14 protein-coding genes are annotated in these 14,686 nt (G+C 68.4%); 6 read left to right on the forward strand and 8 right to left on the reverse strand.

Going from position 1 to position 14,686, the window contains the following annotated elements:
- Positions 1–21: 21 nt before the first annotated feature.
- Complete coding sequence (locus AA983_RS11835; protein WP_047312456.1) at positions 22–2,643, reverse strand: ATP-dependent Clp protease ATP-binding subunit; 2,622 nt, start codon at positions 2,641–2,643, stop codon at positions 22–24.
- Positions 2,644–2,885: 242 nt separating this feature from the next.
- On the opposite strand from AA983_RS11835, the gene AA983_RS14950 reads away from it, so the two are divergent.
- A complete protein-coding gene (locus AA983_RS14950; protein ID WP_129664970.1) occupies positions 2,886–4,058 on the forward strand; it encodes a hypothetical protein in 1,173 nt (390 codons plus the stop codon).
- 27 nt (positions 4,059–4,085) lie between these two features.
- Here the strand turns inward: AA983_RS14950 and AA983_RS11845 are convergent, their stop codons facing one another.
- On the reverse strand, positions 4,086–4,877 hold the full coding sequence (locus AA983_RS11845; RefSeq protein ID WP_047312457.1) for a Ku protein: 792 nt from the start codon (positions 4,875–4,877) through the stop codon (positions 4,086–4,088).
- Between the two features lie 56 nt (positions 4,878–4,933).
- Between AA983_RS11845 and ligD (AA983_RS11850) the strand changes: the two genes are divergently transcribed.
- Together ligD (AA983_RS11850) and ligD (AA983_RS11855) are read left to right on the forward strand one after the other, a co-directional pair.
- On the forward strand, positions 4,934–5,881 hold the full coding sequence (gene ligD, locus AA983_RS11850) for a non-homologous end-joining DNA ligase (protein ID WP_047312458.1): 948 nt from the start codon (positions 4,934–4,936) through the stop codon (positions 5,879–5,881).
- Entirely contained in the window at positions 5,874–6,755 is an 882-nt protein-coding gene (gene ligD, locus AA983_RS11855) for a non-homologous end-joining DNA ligase (protein ID WP_047312619.1), read from the forward strand. Before ligD (AA983_RS11850) ends, ligD (AA983_RS11855) begins: the two co-directional genes overlap by 8 nt.
- Before the next feature lie 65 nt (positions 6,756–6,820).
- Here the strand turns inward: ligD (AA983_RS11855) and AA983_RS11860 are convergent, their stop codons facing one another.
- The 5 genes from AA983_RS11860 to AA983_RS11880 form a co-directional block, all read right to left on the reverse strand.
- Positions 6,821–7,141 carry an Lsr2 family protein gene (locus tag AA983_RS11860; RefSeq protein ID WP_047312620.1) on the reverse strand — a complete coding sequence of 107 codons (321 nt, stop codon included), beginning with the start codon at positions 7,139–7,141 and terminating at the stop codon, positions 6,821–6,823.
- Positions 7,142–7,237: 96 nt separating this feature from the next.
- Positions 7,238–7,501 (reverse strand): hypothetical protein, encoded by a 264-nt coding sequence (locus tag AA983_RS11865; protein ID WP_047312459.1) that lies wholly within the window; start codon positions 7,499–7,501, stop codon positions 7,238–7,240.
- Between the two features lie 83 nt (positions 7,502–7,584).
- Complete coding sequence (gene panC, locus AA983_RS11870) at positions 7,585–8,439, reverse strand: pantoate--beta-alanine ligase (protein ID WP_047312460.1); 855 nt, start codon at positions 8,437–8,439, stop codon at positions 7,585–7,587.
- Complete coding sequence (locus AA983_RS11875) at positions 8,436–9,374, reverse strand: Rossmann-like and DUF2520 domain-containing protein (protein ID WP_082128884.1); 939 nt, start codon at positions 9,372–9,374, stop codon at positions 8,436–8,438. The genes panC and AA983_RS11875 overlap by 4 nt, the downstream gene beginning before the upstream one ends.
- Positions 9,375–9,462: 88 nt before the next feature.
- Positions 9,463–10,026, reverse strand: coding sequence for an AAA family ATPase (locus AA983_RS11880; protein WP_047312462.1), 564 nt, complete (start codon positions 10,024–10,026; stop codon positions 9,463–9,465).
- A gap of 78 nt (positions 10,027–10,104) precedes the next feature.
- On the opposite strand from AA983_RS11880, the gene AA983_RS11885 reads away from it, so the two are divergent.
- On the forward strand, positions 10,105–11,139 hold the full coding sequence (locus tag AA983_RS11885; RefSeq protein ID WP_047312463.1) for an SAM-dependent methyltransferase: 1,035 nt from the start codon (positions 10,105–10,107) through the stop codon (positions 11,137–11,139).
- 13 nt (positions 11,140–11,152) lie between these two features.
- On the opposite strand, the gene AA983_RS11890 is transcribed toward AA983_RS11885, so the two are convergent.
- Positions 11,153–11,698: a CGNR zinc finger domain-containing protein gene (locus AA983_RS11890; protein ID WP_047312464.1), complete on the reverse strand. Its 546-nt coding sequence runs from the start codon at positions 11,696–11,698 to the stop codon at positions 11,153–11,155.
- Between the two features lie 81 nt (positions 11,699–11,779).
- Here AA983_RS11890 and AA983_RS11895 point away from each other — a divergent pair, with 81 nt between their 5' ends.
- Both AA983_RS11895 and AA983_RS11900 read left to right on the forward strand, forming a co-directional pair.
- Positions 11,780–12,901 (forward strand): DMT family transporter, encoded by a 1,122-nt coding sequence (locus AA983_RS11895; RefSeq protein WP_052947095.1) that lies wholly within the window; start codon positions 11,780–11,782, stop codon positions 12,899–12,901.
- Between the two features lie 240 nt (positions 12,902–13,141).
- Entirely contained in the window at positions 13,142–14,308 is a 1,167-nt protein-coding gene (locus tag AA983_RS11900; RefSeq protein WP_047312465.1) for an NADH-quinone oxidoreductase subunit D, read from the forward strand.
- The last annotated feature ends 378 nt before the right edge of the window (positions 14,309–14,686 follow it).

Here is a 14,686-nt window from a genome sequence, read left to right on the forward strand (position 1 = left end):
GTTGTCAGCTCAGCGAGAGCGTCAGGCCGTGGCCGTGCCCTCGCCGCCGCCGGTGTTGCCACCGACCGGGCCGCCGAAGTCCATCGGACCGGACAGGTCGTCCGACGACGGAACAGCGCCCTTCATGTCGGTGTCGACCTGGTCGGATGCTCGCGTGTGCTCCGAGAGCGCCTTCGGCGTGCCGGAGAACGTGAACTTCGCGTCCTTGCCCTCACCGTCGGCGTCCACGAGCACGAGGTCGCCCTTGGACAGCTCGCCGAAGAGGATCTTCTCCGACAGCTGGTCCTCGATCTCGCGCTGGATCGTGCGACGCAGCGGACGAGCACCGAGAGCCGGGTCGTAGCCGCGCTTGGCGAGCAGGTTCTTGGCGGTCTGCGTGAGCTCGATCGCCATGTCCTGGTCCTTGAGGCGCTCGTCCAGCTTCGCGACCATGAGGTCGACGATCTGCACGATCTCCTCCTGCGACAGCTGCGGGAACACGATCGTGTCGTCCACGCGGTTGAGGAACTCGGGGCGGAAGTGCTGCTTGAGCTCCTCCGAGACCTTCGCCTTCATCCGGTCGTAGTTGCTGCGCTGGTCGTTGCCGGCTGCGAAGCCGAGCGTGACGCCCTTCGCGATGTCGCGGGTACCCAGGTTCGTCGTCATGATGATGACGGTGTTCTTGAAGTCCACGACACGGCCCTGGCTGTCGGTCAGGCGACCGTCCTCCAGGATCTGCAGCAGCGAGTTGAAGATGTCGGCGTGAGCCTTCTCCACCTCGTCGAACAGGACGACCGAGAACGGCTTGCGACGCACCTTCTCCGTCAGCTGGCCGCCCTCTTCGTACCCGACGTAGCCGGGGGGCGAACCGAACAGACGCGAGACGGTGTGCTTCTCCGCGTACTCGGACATGTCGAGCGTGATGAGCGCGTCCTCGTCACCGAAGAGGAACTCGGCGAGCGACTTGGCGAGCTCGGTCTTACCCACACCGGTCGGGCCGGCGAAGATGAACGAACCACCGGGACGACGCGGGTCCTTGAGGCCCGCACGCGTACGACGGATGGCCTGCGACAGCGCCTTGATGGCGTCGTCGTTGCCGATGACGCGCTTGTGCAGCTCGTCCTCCATGCGCAGCAGTCGCGAGGACTCCTCCTCGGTCAGCTTGAACACCGGGATGCCGGTGGACGCGGCGAGAACCTCGGCGACGAGCTCCTCGTCGAGCACGGCCGCGACGTCCTGGTCGCCGGCCTTCCAGGCCTTCTCCTTGGCTTCCTTCTCCTCGACGAGCTTGCGCTCGTCGTCGCGCAGGGAGGCCGCCTTCTCGAAGTCCTGGCCGTCGATGGCCGATTCCTTCTCGCGACGCACGTGCGCGATCTTCTCGTCGAACTCGCGCAGCTCCGGCGGAGCCGTCATGCGACGAATGCGCAGGCGAGCGCCGGCCTCGTCGATGAGGTCGATCGCCTTGTCCGGCAGGTACCGGTCGGTGATGTAGCGGTCGGCCATGTTGACGGCGCCGACGAGCGCGGAGTCGGTGATCGTCACGCGGTGGTGCGCCTCGTAGCGGTCACGCAGACCCTTGAGGATCTCGATCGCGTGCGGGATCGACGGCTCGTTGACCTGGATCGGCTGGAAACGACGCTCGAGCGCCGCGTCCTTCTCGATGTGCTTGCGGTACTCGTCGAGCGTCGTAGCACCGACCGTCTGCAGCTCACCGCGGGCGAGCATCGGCTTGAGGATCGACGCGGCGTCGATCGCCCCCTCGGCGGCACCTGCACCGACGAGCGAGTGGATCTCGTCGATGAACAGGATGATGTCGCCGCGCGTGCGGATCTCCTTGAGCACCTTCTTGAGGCGCTCCTCGAAGTCACCGCGGTAGCGGGAACCGGCGACGAGCGAGCCGAGGTCGAGCGAGTAGACGTGCTTGTCCTTGAGCGTCTCGGGCACGTCGCCCGCGACGATCGCGGCGGACAGGCCCTCGACGACGGCCGTCTTACCGACACCGGGCTCACCGATGAGCACCGGGTTGTTCTTCGTACGCCGCGACAGCACCTGCATGACGCGCTCGATTTCCTTCTCGCGCCCGATGACCGGGTCGAGCTTGCCCTCGCGGGCGGCCTGCGTCAGGTTGCGACCGAACTGGTCGAGCACCGTCGAACCCGCGGGCGTGCCCTCGGCCGGGCCGGACGACGACGCGCCGACGCCGGCACCGGCCGGCTCACCCTTGCCCTGGTAGCCCGAAAGGAGCTGGATAACGGTGGTACGCACCGTCGACAGGTCTGCGCCGAGCTTGACGAGGACCTGCGCGGCAACGCCCTCACCCTCGCGGATGAGGCCGAGCAGGATGTGCTCGGTGCCGATGTAGCTGTGGCCGAGCTGCAGCCCCTCACGCAGGGAGAGCTCGAGAACCTTCTTCGCGCGGGGCGTGAAGGGAATGTGGCCGGACTGCGTCTGCTGCCCCTGGCCGATGATCTCCTGAACCTGTTCACGCACGGCGTCCAAGGAGATGCCGAGCGACTCGAGCGCCTTGGCGGCAACGCCTTCGCCTTCGTGGATGAGGCCCAGGAGGATGTGCTCCGTGCCGATGTAGTTGTGGTTGAGCATGCGCGCTTCCTCCTGCGCGAGCACCACCACACGGCGGGCACGGTCGGTAAACCGTTCGAACATGTCATCTCCTCGATGCCGAGATCTCACTCGATGCTAGCCGGGAGCGCCGAGATCGCACGTTTCGCGCGTTCGAGGCTCGCCGGGCTTTGACGTTGCCAACGCCTCGATCCGTCATCCTGTTCCGCATCGACGCCGGAAGTGGCACGCGTTCGCCGTGGGCGGAACCGAGCCCGATGTCCTGCGTGGGTTTGATGCGTGAAACCAACCGGGTCGCGGCTCGCCTCGTCGCTACGCTGGCCGACGTGCAAACCGTCACGCTCCGCCTCCGTGTCTTCGGCCTCGACGTCGATGTCGACGTGCCCGCGGAGCGAGCGGAGTCGATCCGTTCGCAGTGGGCGTGGTGTCTGCCCGATTCGCCTGCCCAGCGCGACATCGCGCCGCTGCCGGGCGCGCCCGAGCTCAACGACGAGCCCCTCACCGTCACGCGCGGCGCCGACGGCGAATCGGACGACCACATCGCCGACTACAACCTCACGACGAGCATCACCCGCGAGGCAATCGGACGCCGCGCAGCCCAGTTCGTCATGCTGCACGCCGGCGGCGTCGCGGAGCCGGAGACCGGCCGAGTCGCCGGGTTCGTCGCCGCATCAGGTACGGGTAAGACGACGGCCACCCGCCACTTCTGCTCCCGCGGCTACGGCTACGTCAGCGACGAGTCGCTCATCATCGGCGAGGCCCGCACGGTCATGCCCTACCCGAAGCCGCTGTCGGTCGTCATCGACCCCAGCAAGCCGTACGAGAAGACACAGCACGACCCTGGCGAGGTGGGGCTCGCGTTCCCGCCGGCCGGGCCGCTGACGCTCGGACCGCTCGTCGTTCTCGTCCGCGAGCGTGGCGAGGAGGCGTCGGGGGACGTCGCCCGCCTGGAGCACATTCATCTCTTCGACGGCCTCGCTCAGGTTCTCCCTCAGTCGTCGGCCATGCCGGAGATTCCCGGTTCGCTCGACGTCCTCGCGCGGCTCGCCCAGGGGGGTGGGGGCATCCACGAGATGCACTACCGCGAAATCGCCGAGACCGAGCACCTCCTGCGGAGGGCCCTCGCGCTCGAACCGCTGGAGCCGTTCTGGCGCCACGTGCCCGGCGCGTGGGGTGACACCTCGCCCTACCTTCCGCCGGAGCAGTTTCCCGTCGACCCCGATCGAGTGGCGGAGGGCCTCGAGGTCGAGCGCGCACGTTTCGTCGACGCCCTCGTCGACGACGAGGTCATGGAGGCCATCGTTCTGCTCGGCGCGGCGCCGGTGCGGATGTCGGGGCTCGCGACACTCGTGTGGGACGCGAGCGCCGAGCCGCGCGACCTCGAGCAGCTCACGGCGCAGTGCGTCGCGGAGCTCGGCGACCACCCGGACGCCACGGCCCTCGTGCAGGAGACCCTCGTCCAGATGCTCGCCGACGGGGTGTTGCGCCCGGTCGAGTAGCGGAGTCGCGACCGGCGAGCCGCAGCGTCAGACCGCTTCGCCGCGCGCCTTCTTCGCCCGGTCGACGCTGGCCTGCAGAGCCGCGAGAAGATCGACGACCTCGGCGCTCTCCTCCTTCTCGGCCTCGGGCTCGTGGACCTCTCCCCCGGCGAGCTTGGCCTCGACGAGCTGCTTGACGGCCTGCTCGTACTCGTCCTCGTAGGCGCTCGGGTCGAAGTCACCCGAGAGCGATTCGACCAGCATCGCGGCCATCGCCTGCTCGGCGTCGGTGACCTCGCTCTTCTCGGCGAGCACCGCGAAGTCGGGCTCGCGCACCTCGTCGGGCCACAACAGCGTCTGCAGCACGAGGGTGTCCTCGTGAACGCGCAACACCGCCACGGTCACGCGCGTGCGGATGGCCACCGTCACGACGGCGACGCGACCGCTCTCCTCGAGCGCGCTGCGCAGAAGGGCGTACGGCTTGATCGCGGCCTTGTCGGGTTCGAGGTAGTAGACCTTGTCGAGCACGAGCGGGCTGATCTGCTCGGCCGGCACGAAGCGGTCGACTGCGATCTCCTTGCTCGTCGACAGGGGCAGCTCGGCGAGGTCGGCGTCGGTGAGCACGACCATCTGACCCTCGTCGGTCTCGTAGCCCTTCGCGATGTCGCTGTAGGCCACCTTCTCGCCGTCGAGACTGCACACCCGCTGGTACTTGATGCGCCCGCCGTCCTCGGCGTGGACCTGACGGAACTGAACGTCGTGGTTCTCGGTGGCGGAGTACAACCGCACCGGCACGTTGACGAGGCCGAAGCTGACCGCGCCCTTCCAGATGGCTCGCATGGCGTCCTTTCCTCGCGGGCTGCGTGTGGCCCGCACACCGCGTCTAGGGTGAGCCTATGCGCCCCATGCTCGCCTCACCCGCAGCAGCGCCGCCGACGGGGCCGTCGTGGCGCCACGAGGTGAAGTGGGACGGCATCCGCGCCATCGTCACGGTGAGCGGCGGCGAGGTGAGCATCGCCACCCGGTCCGGCGCCGACGCCACGGCTCGCTTCCCCGAGATCACCGGCTCGCACCTCGCCGACTTCGACGACATCGTGCTCGACGGCGAGATCGTCGCCCTCGTCGACGGGGCACCCGACTTCCGCACGGTGATGCACCGGCTCGCTCCCGGGGGTGGCCGCTCGCGAATGTCGGCAACCTCGCCCGAGGACGCCCGGCGCATGGCCCGAACCCCCGTGCGATTCATGGCCTTCGACGTCCTGCGCGCCGCCGGCCACGACGTCGTCACGATGCCGTGGAGCGCCCGGCGCGCCCTGCTCGAGGGGGCGGGCGTGGCTGACGGCGTCGCCGTCGAGGTGCCGGAGGCGTACGAGGACGGCGCGGCCCTTTTCGCCGCGACGCTCGAACAGGGCGTGGAAGGCATCGTGAGCAAGCGCGTCGACGCTCCGTACCGACCCGGCGTGCGCAGCGAGGAGTGGCTCAAGAGCGTCCATCGCCAGGCTGACACCTTCGTCGTCGGAGGCTGGCGGCCGGTCGCGGGTTCGCTCGCGCAGGTCGGTGCGATCCTCGTCGGCGAGGTGACCGACGACGGCCTGCGCTACCGCGGCCGCGTGGGGACCGGCTTCTCCGCCTCCAGCGGTCGGGCGTTGCTCGAGAGGCTCACGCCGATGCCACAGTGCCCCTTCACCGCCGACGACCTGCCGCCCGAGGACCTCGAGGGCACGCACTGGGTGCGCCCGGAGATCACGGTCGACGTCACCCACCTCGGCCGCAGCGCCGGCGGGCGCCTTCGTCAGCCGTCCTACAAGGGTCTGCGCCTCGACATCGGAGGTGCGCGTGGCTGACGAACCGACGGTCACCGTCGCCGAGGTCGACGGGCGGCGCCTGAAGCTGACGAATCTCGACAAGCTCCTCTACCCCGCCACCGAGACGACGAAGGGCGAGGTGCTCCACTACTACGCGGCTGTCGCACCGCGCCTGTTGCCGCAGATGGCCGGGCGCCCCGTGACGCGCGTCCGCTTCCCCCACGGCGTGGGCGACCTCAACTTCTTCGAGAAGAACGTGCCCGGCGGCGCACCCACGTGGCTGACGGCGCACGACATCGACGGCGTGCGCTACCCCTTCGTCGACTCGACGGCGGCACTCACCTACTTCGCCAATCTCGCGTCGCTCGAGTTCCACACGCCGCAGTGGCGCTGGGAGAACGGCGAGCGCCGGGCTCCCGATCGCCTCGTGCTCGACCTCGACCCCGGCGCACCCGCGGGCCTCGACGAGTGCGCGCGCGTGGCCCTCGTCATGAAGGACCTGCTCGATTCCCTCGGGTGGGCCTGCGTACCCGTCACCTCGGGCAGCAAGGGGATGCAGGTCTACGCGGCCCTCGACGGGAAACGCTCGAGCGACGAGGCCCGCGAGTTCGCCCGCGTCGTCGCGGAAAAACTCACCGAGCTCGAACCTGATCTCGTGACGGCCAAGATGACCAAATCCCTACGCCCGGGAAAGGTATTCATCGATTGGTCGCAGAACGTGGCGGCGAAGACGACCATCACGCCGTGGTCACTGCGCGGAAGGAACCGGCCCTTCGTTGCGCTGCCGCGCACGTGGGACGAGATCAGCAACGCGGCGGACAGCCCCGGAACTCTGGAACAGATCGATCTCGACGAGGTGCTCGATCACAGAATGCATTCGGAGGATCCCATGAACATCCTGAAAAGAGGATAAAACAAACCAAATGGTCGGTCATTGGATGAAATGACGAGCCCTTTGGTTTGTTCACCGAGTTCAGTTCAGCCCTTGGCGGCGTCGAACGCCTTGAGAACGTCGGCCGAAACGCGACCACGGTCGCTGACCTTGTAACCGTTCGCACGACCCCACTCGCGAATCTCGTTCAGATCGTTACGAGCTGACGTCGTGCGAGCCTGCTGCTTGCGGCCACCGACACGACGCGCGTGCCCGACCCACTTCGAGAGCGAGTCGCGCAACTGCGCGGCGTTCGCGTCAGAGAGGTCGATCTCGTAGCTGACGCCGTCGAGACCGAATTGAATGGTCTCCGCGGCCTCTGAACCGTCGATGTCGTCCTCAAGCGTCACGTGTACACGCTGCGCCATGTTGTGCACCCCTTCAGGCCATTTCATTGAGCCGAGCACTGCGCTCGGTCACTTCAACAAGGCAAGCCTAACGAAAGGGTCAAGAAATACGAAAATCTAATTATCACGATCGACCGAGCGATCAATTCGGCTATCCATCGTTCCAGGTGCCGACTTGGGAAGGTGCGCATTCTGCAGAACTGCGTCTGCTTCCTTCGGCGCGACGGTGCCCTTGGCAAGGTCGTGATCACGTTCCCACTGCTGCTGGGCGATGCGCTCGCGGCGGTCGCCCTCCATGATGTGGCGCATGATGACGTAGAAGAGACCGAGGATGCCGATGGACGGCACGAGCGTCTGAATGGCCGGCCACAGGGTGTCCACGACTTCACGTCCTTTCGTCGAATCCGAGCGCGGCGCTCGGAGCCTTCATTCTACGGATGCCCGCTCCGAGGCGGGCGCCCACGTCAGCGATCGCCGCCGATGACCAGCGGGATGTTGTCGATGAGGCGCGTCGTCCCCACCTTCGCGGCCACGGCGAGCAGTGCCTCTCCGCGGAAGTACTCGGGCACCTGTTCGAGCGTCACCGGGTCGACGAGCACGAGATAGTCGACGAGCGCGAGCGGCTCACGCACGAGCACCTCACGGGCCGCACGCCGAACGGCGGCCGGGCCGGAGTTGCGTGCAGCTTCCCCGGCCTTGAGTGCCTTCGACAGGCACAGGGCCACCTCGCGGTCGTGCTCACTGAGGTAGACGTTGCGGCTGGAGAGGGCGAGGCCGTCGTGCTCGCGCACCGTCGGGACGCCGACGATCTCGACGGGCATGTCGAGGTCGCGCGCCATGCGCTTGATGAGCAGGAGCTGCTGCGCGTCCTTCTGCCCGTAGTAGGCGCGGGTCGGGCCGACGATGTTGAGCAACTTGTTGACGACGGTGAGCATGCCGTCGAAGTGACCGGGGCGCGATGCGCCCTCAAGAACGGTGCCGAGCGGGCCGGCGGAGATGCGGACGCCGGGCTCGCCGTCGGGGTAGACGACGTCGGGGCTGGGGGCGAACACGAGGTCAGCGCCCTCTCGCTCGCAGATCTCGAGGTCGCTCGTGAGCGTGCGCGGGTAACGAGACAGGTCCTCACCAGCGGCGAACTGCAGCGGGTTGAGGAAGATCGTCACGATGACGTTGTCGTTGGCGGCGCGTGCTTCACGGATGAGGGTGGCGTGGCCCTCGTGGAGGGCGCCCATTGTCATGACGACGGCGACGCTGCCGTCGAGCTTCGCTCGGGCGTCGGCGAACTCGGCTCGGGTGTGGGCGACGACGGGTGCGCTCATCGGGGTTCTCCTGGTGCTGGCGGTTCGGTGGTGTCGGAGGGGCCCGCGACACCGGGCGGGTCGAGGACGCCGAGGACGGCGTCGATCTGGATCGGGGTGAGCGCCCCGCGCGATCCCGCACGGCGGGCCGTGGCGAGCGCGAGGGCGCGGTAGGTGGGCGGGATGTCGCCGGCGACACCGTCGGCTGCGAGGGCGTCGAGCATCGCGAGGTGACGCGTCAGCGTGCCCGCATCGCCACGGGCGACGGGGCCGGTGAGGGCCTTGTCGCCACGCTCGAGGGCGTTGTCGAGGGCGGCTTCGAGTAGCGGCCGCAGGAGGCGTCCGGGGTCGTCGACGTCGATGCGGCGCAACAGTTCGGCGGCCTGCGCGACGAGGGTGACGAGGTGGTTCGAGCCGTGTGCGAGCGCTGCGTGGTACTGCGTGCGGTCGGCCTCGTCGAGGGTGAACGGCTCCCCGCCGATGTCGAGGACGAGGGCGTCCGCGACCATGCGGTGGTCGGGCATCGCCGTGACGGCGAAGGGGCATCCGGAGAGGCGCGGCAGGTCGGCGTCGGTGCCGCTGAACGTCATCGCCGGGTGGATGGCGAGGGGCACGCCGCCGGCCTCGACGACCGGGGAGAGCACGGCCAGGCCCTGCGCACCGCTCGTGTGAACGACGATGCGGGCGCCGAGGGCGCCCGGGAAGTCGAGTCCCGCGACGAGCGGTGCCAGTTCGTCGTCGGGGACGGTGAGCAGGAGCAGGTCGGCACGCTGGGCGACCTCCTGTGGCTGGAGGAGCGGCACGCCGGGCAGCAGCGCCTCGGCGCGCTCACGGCTCGCGTCGCTGACGCCGGACGCCGCGACGACCTCGTGCCCGGCCTTGCGCAACGCGGCAGCGAGGACGGCACCGACGCGTCCGGCACCGATGACGCCGACGCGAAGGCTCGGCGGGCCCATTTCACTCACTCGCCCCACGCTACCTGCGATCCGCATCCCCGATGTTGACCGGGCGCCGCGGCACCGGCGCCTCGTTACGCAGGCAACATCACAACGCGTCGACGAGGCGGGCGGCGTCCGTGCGGTTCTGCACCCTGACGATCGGGAGGCCGGGGCGCGCTCTCGCCATCTCCTGGACGCGGCTGCGGTTGCGGTCGTACGTCGCCCAGGCCCACCGGACGATGTGCTCGGGGTCGGTGAAAACCTCATGCAGGGGGGCTTCGACGTTGCCGTTCCACAGCTCCTCGCGGTGCCGACGCCGTCGCACCGTGCGCGCGACGACCTGTCGCATGACGACGTGGCGCGGCAGGTCGAGCCAGACGACGAGGTCGGCGCGCTGCGCGAGGAGCGGGCGTACCTGGCTGTACTGCCATTCGGTGACCCAGGCCGCGCCTGCGCTGAAGCGCTCGACGTCGTCGAGGAAGGTGGCGCGTGGGGTCCAGTTCGGGCCGTGGAAGAGAGCGTCGATCTCGACGTGTTCGATGCCGAGCGCGTCGCCGATGCGGGCGGCGAGGGTTGTCTTCCCGGAGCCGGAAGTGCCCGCGACGAGAACGCGGCGGGCCGGTTCGCGCGATGTGCGGCTCACGAACTCGTCAACATCGATGATCGGCATCCGCCCATTCTCCCGATGATGAGCGGGCGCCGCGGCACGGGTGCCGCGTTCTTGAGGAAACATCGCGACAATGGGAGCGTGAGCACCCACCCCCGGCCCTGGTTCGACGCCTGGCACGATGCGCTCTACGGCGAAGCCGGTTTCTATCGACGCGACGAGGGGCCGGCGGGCCACTTCGCCACCTCGGCGCAGGGCATTCCCGGCGTCGCCGATGTGCTGGCTCAGGCGGTGCTCGCCTACGCCGAGCGCTGCGACGCCGAGGTCGTCGTGGACTTCGCATGCGGGCGCTGTGAACTCCTCGAGGCTCTCGCACGGTTCGCTGACCCGTCGCTCGAGCTCATCGGCGTCGATGTCGTCGCTCGGCCGGACGCCGTGAGCGACCGCATCGCGTGGGTGCAGTCACCGGGTGCGGCCGCCGTTCCCGACTTCGATTTCCTCGACGGACGCCGCGCGCTCGTCGTCGCTCACGAGTGGCTCGACGTCGTGCCGTGCACGGTCGCCGAAGCGGACGACGACGGCGTCCTGCGCAGCGTTCTCGTCGCACACGACGGCACTGAGTCAGTCGGCGAGCCGCTCACCGAGCCCGAGCTCGACTGGGTCCGACGCTGGTGGCGGCCTCAGCACTATACTTCGGACGCCACGTCGTCTCCCGGCCCCGACGCTGCCGAGACCCACCTCCCCGGCGAGCGCGTCGAGGTCGGCCTCACCCGTGACCGCGCGTGGTCGTACCTGATCGAGAACGTGTCACGCCACGCCACGCCGGGCAGCGTTCTCGTCGGTGTGGACTACGGCCACACGAGAGCGACGCGGCCACCGCTCGGCACACTCACCGGGTTCCGCGAAGGCGCCGAGTGCACTCCGATCCCGGACGGTTCGTGCGACGTCACGGCCCACGTGGCCGTCGATTCCCTCGACGCCGATCACGTGACGACGCAGCGCGCCGTCATGCTCGATCTGTTCGGGGAGGAGCCCCTCGAGCCGGTGCCGCTCGATCTGGCGCACACCGCCCCCCCGGCCTACCTGCAACGGCTGGCGGTACGTTCGGCGCTGGCGGCCGCCGTCAGCCCCGACGGTTTGGGCGCGTTCTTCTGGTGGGTACGCGAGATCCGCTGACCTTCGGCCGGCTTCAGTCGGTTTCGGCCGCCGCAGCCTTGCGCGCACGGTAGGCCGCGACGTTGGCCCTGTTGCCGCAGCCGCGATCGCAGTATCGGCGTGAGCGGTTCTTCGACAGATCCACGAGCACTCCCCCGCAGTCGCCGGCGCACATCTTGAGTCGTTCGAGTTCGTCGGCGCGGATGACGTCGATGAACGCCATGACCGATTCCACCGCGATGCGGCTCGCGAGCGGCGCGTCGGACGGCGTCGCGTGGAGGTGATAATCCCACCCGTCGTGGCGCACGAGCTGCGGCAGGGCCTCGTTCTGGAGGAGCACGTCGTTGACGAACGTGACGAGGTCGTCACGTGACATCGACCACGCTTCGAGGAAGCGGGGACGCAGCGCACGCACCTCGTCGAGCTCCGCTCGGGTGTGCGTGTGAGCACCCGTGTAGGCCCAGCTGCGCACGAATTCGTCGAGATCCCCGACGTTTTCGAGCGAGTCCTCCGGAGTCAACGTGTTGACGAGGGCCGCCGCGGAGAGCAGCGAATCCTCCGTGTCATGACCAAACGCCATTTTGACTCCTGACCTCGTGACGACTTAATGTAACCACTCACCGTACTTTTTACCACTTACACGAGAGTTGGAGGTGTTCCCATGGCTCCCACCCAGGTCGCGCACGACATCCACCCCGTTCCCGTTCCGACCCGCAAGCGGTTCGGCCGACGCGAAGGTGCGATGTCACATACGAGCATGGGACTCATCGTCGCCATTGTCTCGTGTGCGGCGTTCGGAACGTCGGGTTCCTTCGCCAAGGCGCTGCTCGGTTCCGGCTGGACGCCGGTGACGGCAGTCGCCGCCCGCATCACCATCGCAGCGTTCGTGCTCGCCGTTCCGACGGCGCTCGCCCTGCGCGGTCGTTGGCACACGGTGGCGGAGAACTGGAAGCCGATCGTCCTCTACGGCATCTTCGGCGTCGCGGGCTGCCAGCTCTTCTACTTCAACGCCGTGACCCACGTCAGCGTCGGCGTGGCGCTGCTCATCGAGTACCTCGCGCCGGTGCTGCTCGTCGGTTGGGCGTGGGCCCGCTACGGCCGCACCCCGCGTCGCCTCACCGTGGCAGGAATGCTCGCGGCGGTCGTCGGATTGCTCTTCGTCCTCGACGTGTTCAACGGGTTCACCGTCGACCTCGTCGGCGTCGCGTGGGCGCTCGGCGCGGCGCTGTGCCTCGTCGTGTACTTCATCATCGCCAGTGACGACCAGTCGAGCCTCCCCTCGATCGCGCTCGCCGGTGGCGGGATGGTCGTCGGCGCCCTCATCCTGCTCGCGATCTGCGCCGCGCAGGCACTGCCTACCGCGGTGAGCACGCAGGACGTCGCCTTCGCCGGCAGCCACGTGCCGTTCTGGGTTCCGGTGCTCGGCCTCGCCGTCATCGCGGCGGCGATCGCCTACGCGACCGGCATCTACGCCGCACGCGTGCTCGGTTCCACGGTCGCGTCGTTCATCTCGCTGCTCGAGGTGCTGTTCGCCGTCGCGTTCGCGTGGATGATCGTCGGCGAGGTGCCGACGCTCGTGCAGGCCGTCGGCGGACTGTTCATCGTCGGCGGCGTGGTGCTCGTGCGCGTCGACGAGTCGCGTCACGCCGAGGCCTTCGGACCGGTCGTCGCCGCCGAGCACGACGAAGAGGTGACGCGCTGGCTCGACGAAGCCCAGGCGCCCGTCGTCGATGACGAGCACGCCGGCGGCGCCACCGCTCTGCGCGAGGCCGCCCGCTCCTGATCGGCTCGAAGGTGAGCACCGTGCGCACCTTCGTCGTTACGGGGCGAGACATGAGGACACAAGGGACAGGACGCCCCGCGCGCACCTCAACGCCCGGGGTGTAGAACTCTTCGTGCGAGGGCGGCGTCAGCGCACCTGGTTCCCCTGCGCCGCCGACGCACCGCCCGCCTCGGCGACCGCTCGCCGTCCGGCGCGTGGCGCGCCCGACGACTGCCGTCCCGCTTTGGCAGACTTGACCGCATGTCTACGAGCGCGCGCGAACTGACGGTCGGCATGGGAGCCGGGGGTCTCGCTACGTCGGACATGGTGCTCAACATCGGCCCGCAGCACCCGGCCACGCACGGCGTCCTGCGCCTGCGCATCACCCTCGACGGCGAGCGCATCACGAAGTGCGAACCAATCGTCGGGTACATGCACCGCGGCGCGGAGAAGCTGTTCGAGGTGCGCGACTACCGGCAGATCCTCGTGCTGGCGAACCGTCACGACTGGCTTTCGGCGTTCAGCAGCGAGATCGGCGTGTGCCTCGCGGTCGAGCGGGCACTCGGCATGGAGGTGCCCGAGCGCGCGACGTGGACGCGCACGTTGCTCTCCGAACTGAACCGGGTGCTCAACCACCTCATGTTCCTCGGCTCGTACCCGTTGGAGCTCGGCGCTATCACGCCGATGTTCTACGTGTTCCGCGAGCGCGAGGAACTGCAGGCCGTCATGGAGGAGATCGCCGGCGGCCGCCTGCACTACATGTTCAACCGCATCGGCGGGCTGCGCGACGACATCCCCGCAGGTTGGCTCGACCGTGCCGCCGAGGCCGTCGCGACGGTGCGCCGTCGCATGCCGGAGATCGAGAGCTTCATCGTCGGCAACCCGATCCTCAACGCCCGGACGAAGGGCGTCGGCGTCATCACGCCGGCGATGGTGGAGCAGTACGGCATCTCGGGGCCGATCGCGCGCGCCGCGGGTGTCGACGTCGACCTGCGCCGCGACGACCCCTACCTCGCCTACGGCGAGTTGTTCTCCCCGGGCGCCCCGGGCCGCGTCATCACGCGCCCGGAGGGCGATTCCTTGGCGCGACTCGAGGTGCTGCTCGACCAGACGCACGTCTCGCTCGACCTCGCGGATGCGTGCATCGAGAAGCTGCGGTCGCTGCCACAGGGCCCGGTGAACGTGAAGCTGCCGAAGGTGCTCAAGGTGCCCGAGGGTTCGGGCTACGCGGCGACGGAGAACCCGCTCGGTTTCAACGGGTATTACATCGTGTCGCGGGGTGAGAAGACGCCGTGGCGGTTGAAGTTGCGTTCGGCGTCGTTCAACAACATGGCGTGCCTCGGCGAGGTGATGAGGGGACAACTCTTGGCCGACATGGTGGCGATCTTGGGGTCGATGTTCTTTGTGGTCGGGGATATAGACAAATGAGTCCCGCCGAGCGGAGCTGAGGCCGACGTGCTGAGCTTGCGGAGCATGCCGGCCTCGGCGCAGCGGGGTGGGTCTCATTTGTCAATCAGATATGGACAAGTAGATGCAGCCCTTGCGCACGGTACGGGCCCGGAGCTTGCGGAGGGCTTGTGCCGGGGGCGGGGTGCTTCTACTTGTCAATCAGATATAGACAAGTAGATGCAGCCCTTGCGCACGGTACGGGCCCGGCCTGAGCGCCAGGCAGCAACACCGCCCCATCGTTCGTCCGAGCCACGCCGGTTCGCGCGGCCCTCGTCTCGCGCACCGAGAAAACCTACGCTTCCGTAGGTGGACCGCTGCAAAAGCGATGCGCGTCACGTCACATGGGGTTACGCTCAG

It is taken from the genome of Dermacoccus sp. PE3 (assembly GCF_001021715.1).
GTDB lineage: Bacteria > Actinomycetota > Actinomycetes > Actinomycetales > Dermatophilaceae > Dermacoccus > Dermacoccus abyssi.

What these genes read in the sequence shown, in the direction of transcription:
- AA983_RS11835 (WP_047312456.1), bottom strand. Translation starts at nt 2,643, where the DNA reads ATGTTCGAACGGTTTACCGACCGTGCCCGCCGTGTGGTGGTGCTCGCG.
- AA983_RS11845 (WP_047312457.1), bottom strand. Translation starts at nt 4,877, where the DNA reads ATGCGAGCCATCTGGAAGGGCGCGGTCAGCTTCGGCCTCGTCAACGTG.
- ligD (WP_047312458.1), top strand. Translation starts at nt 4,934, where the DNA reads ATGCGCCCCATGCTCGCCTCACCCGCAGCAGCGCCGCCGACGGGGCCG.
- AA983_RS11860 (WP_047312620.1), bottom strand. Translation starts at nt 7,141, where the DNA reads ATGGCGCAGCGTGTACACGTGACGCTTGAGGACGACATCGACGGTTCA.
- panC (WP_047312460.1), bottom strand. Translation starts at nt 8,439, where the DNA reads ATGAGCGCACCCGTCGTCGCCCACACCCGAGCCGAGTTCGCCGACGCC.
- AA983_RS11875 (WP_082128884.1), bottom strand. Translation starts at nt 9,374, where the DNA reads ATGGGCCCGCCGAGCCTTCGCGTCGGCGTCATCGGTGCCGGACGCGTC.
- AA983_RS11880 (WP_047312462.1), bottom strand. Translation starts at nt 10,026, where the DNA reads ATGCCGATCATCGATGTTGACGAGTTCGTGAGCCGCACATCGCGCGAA.
- AA983_RS11890 (WP_047312464.1), bottom strand. Translation starts at nt 11,698, where the DNA reads ATGGCGTTTGGTCATGACACGGAGGATTCGCTGCTCTCCGCGGCGGCC.
- AA983_RS11895 (WP_052947095.1), top strand. Translation starts at nt 11,780, where the DNA reads ATGGCTCCCACCCAGGTCGCGCACGACATCCACCCCGTTCCCGTTCCG.
- AA983_RS11900 (WP_047312465.1), top strand. Translation starts at nt 13,142, where the DNA reads ATGTCTACGAGCGCGCGCGAACTGACGGTCGGCATGGGAGCCGGGGGT.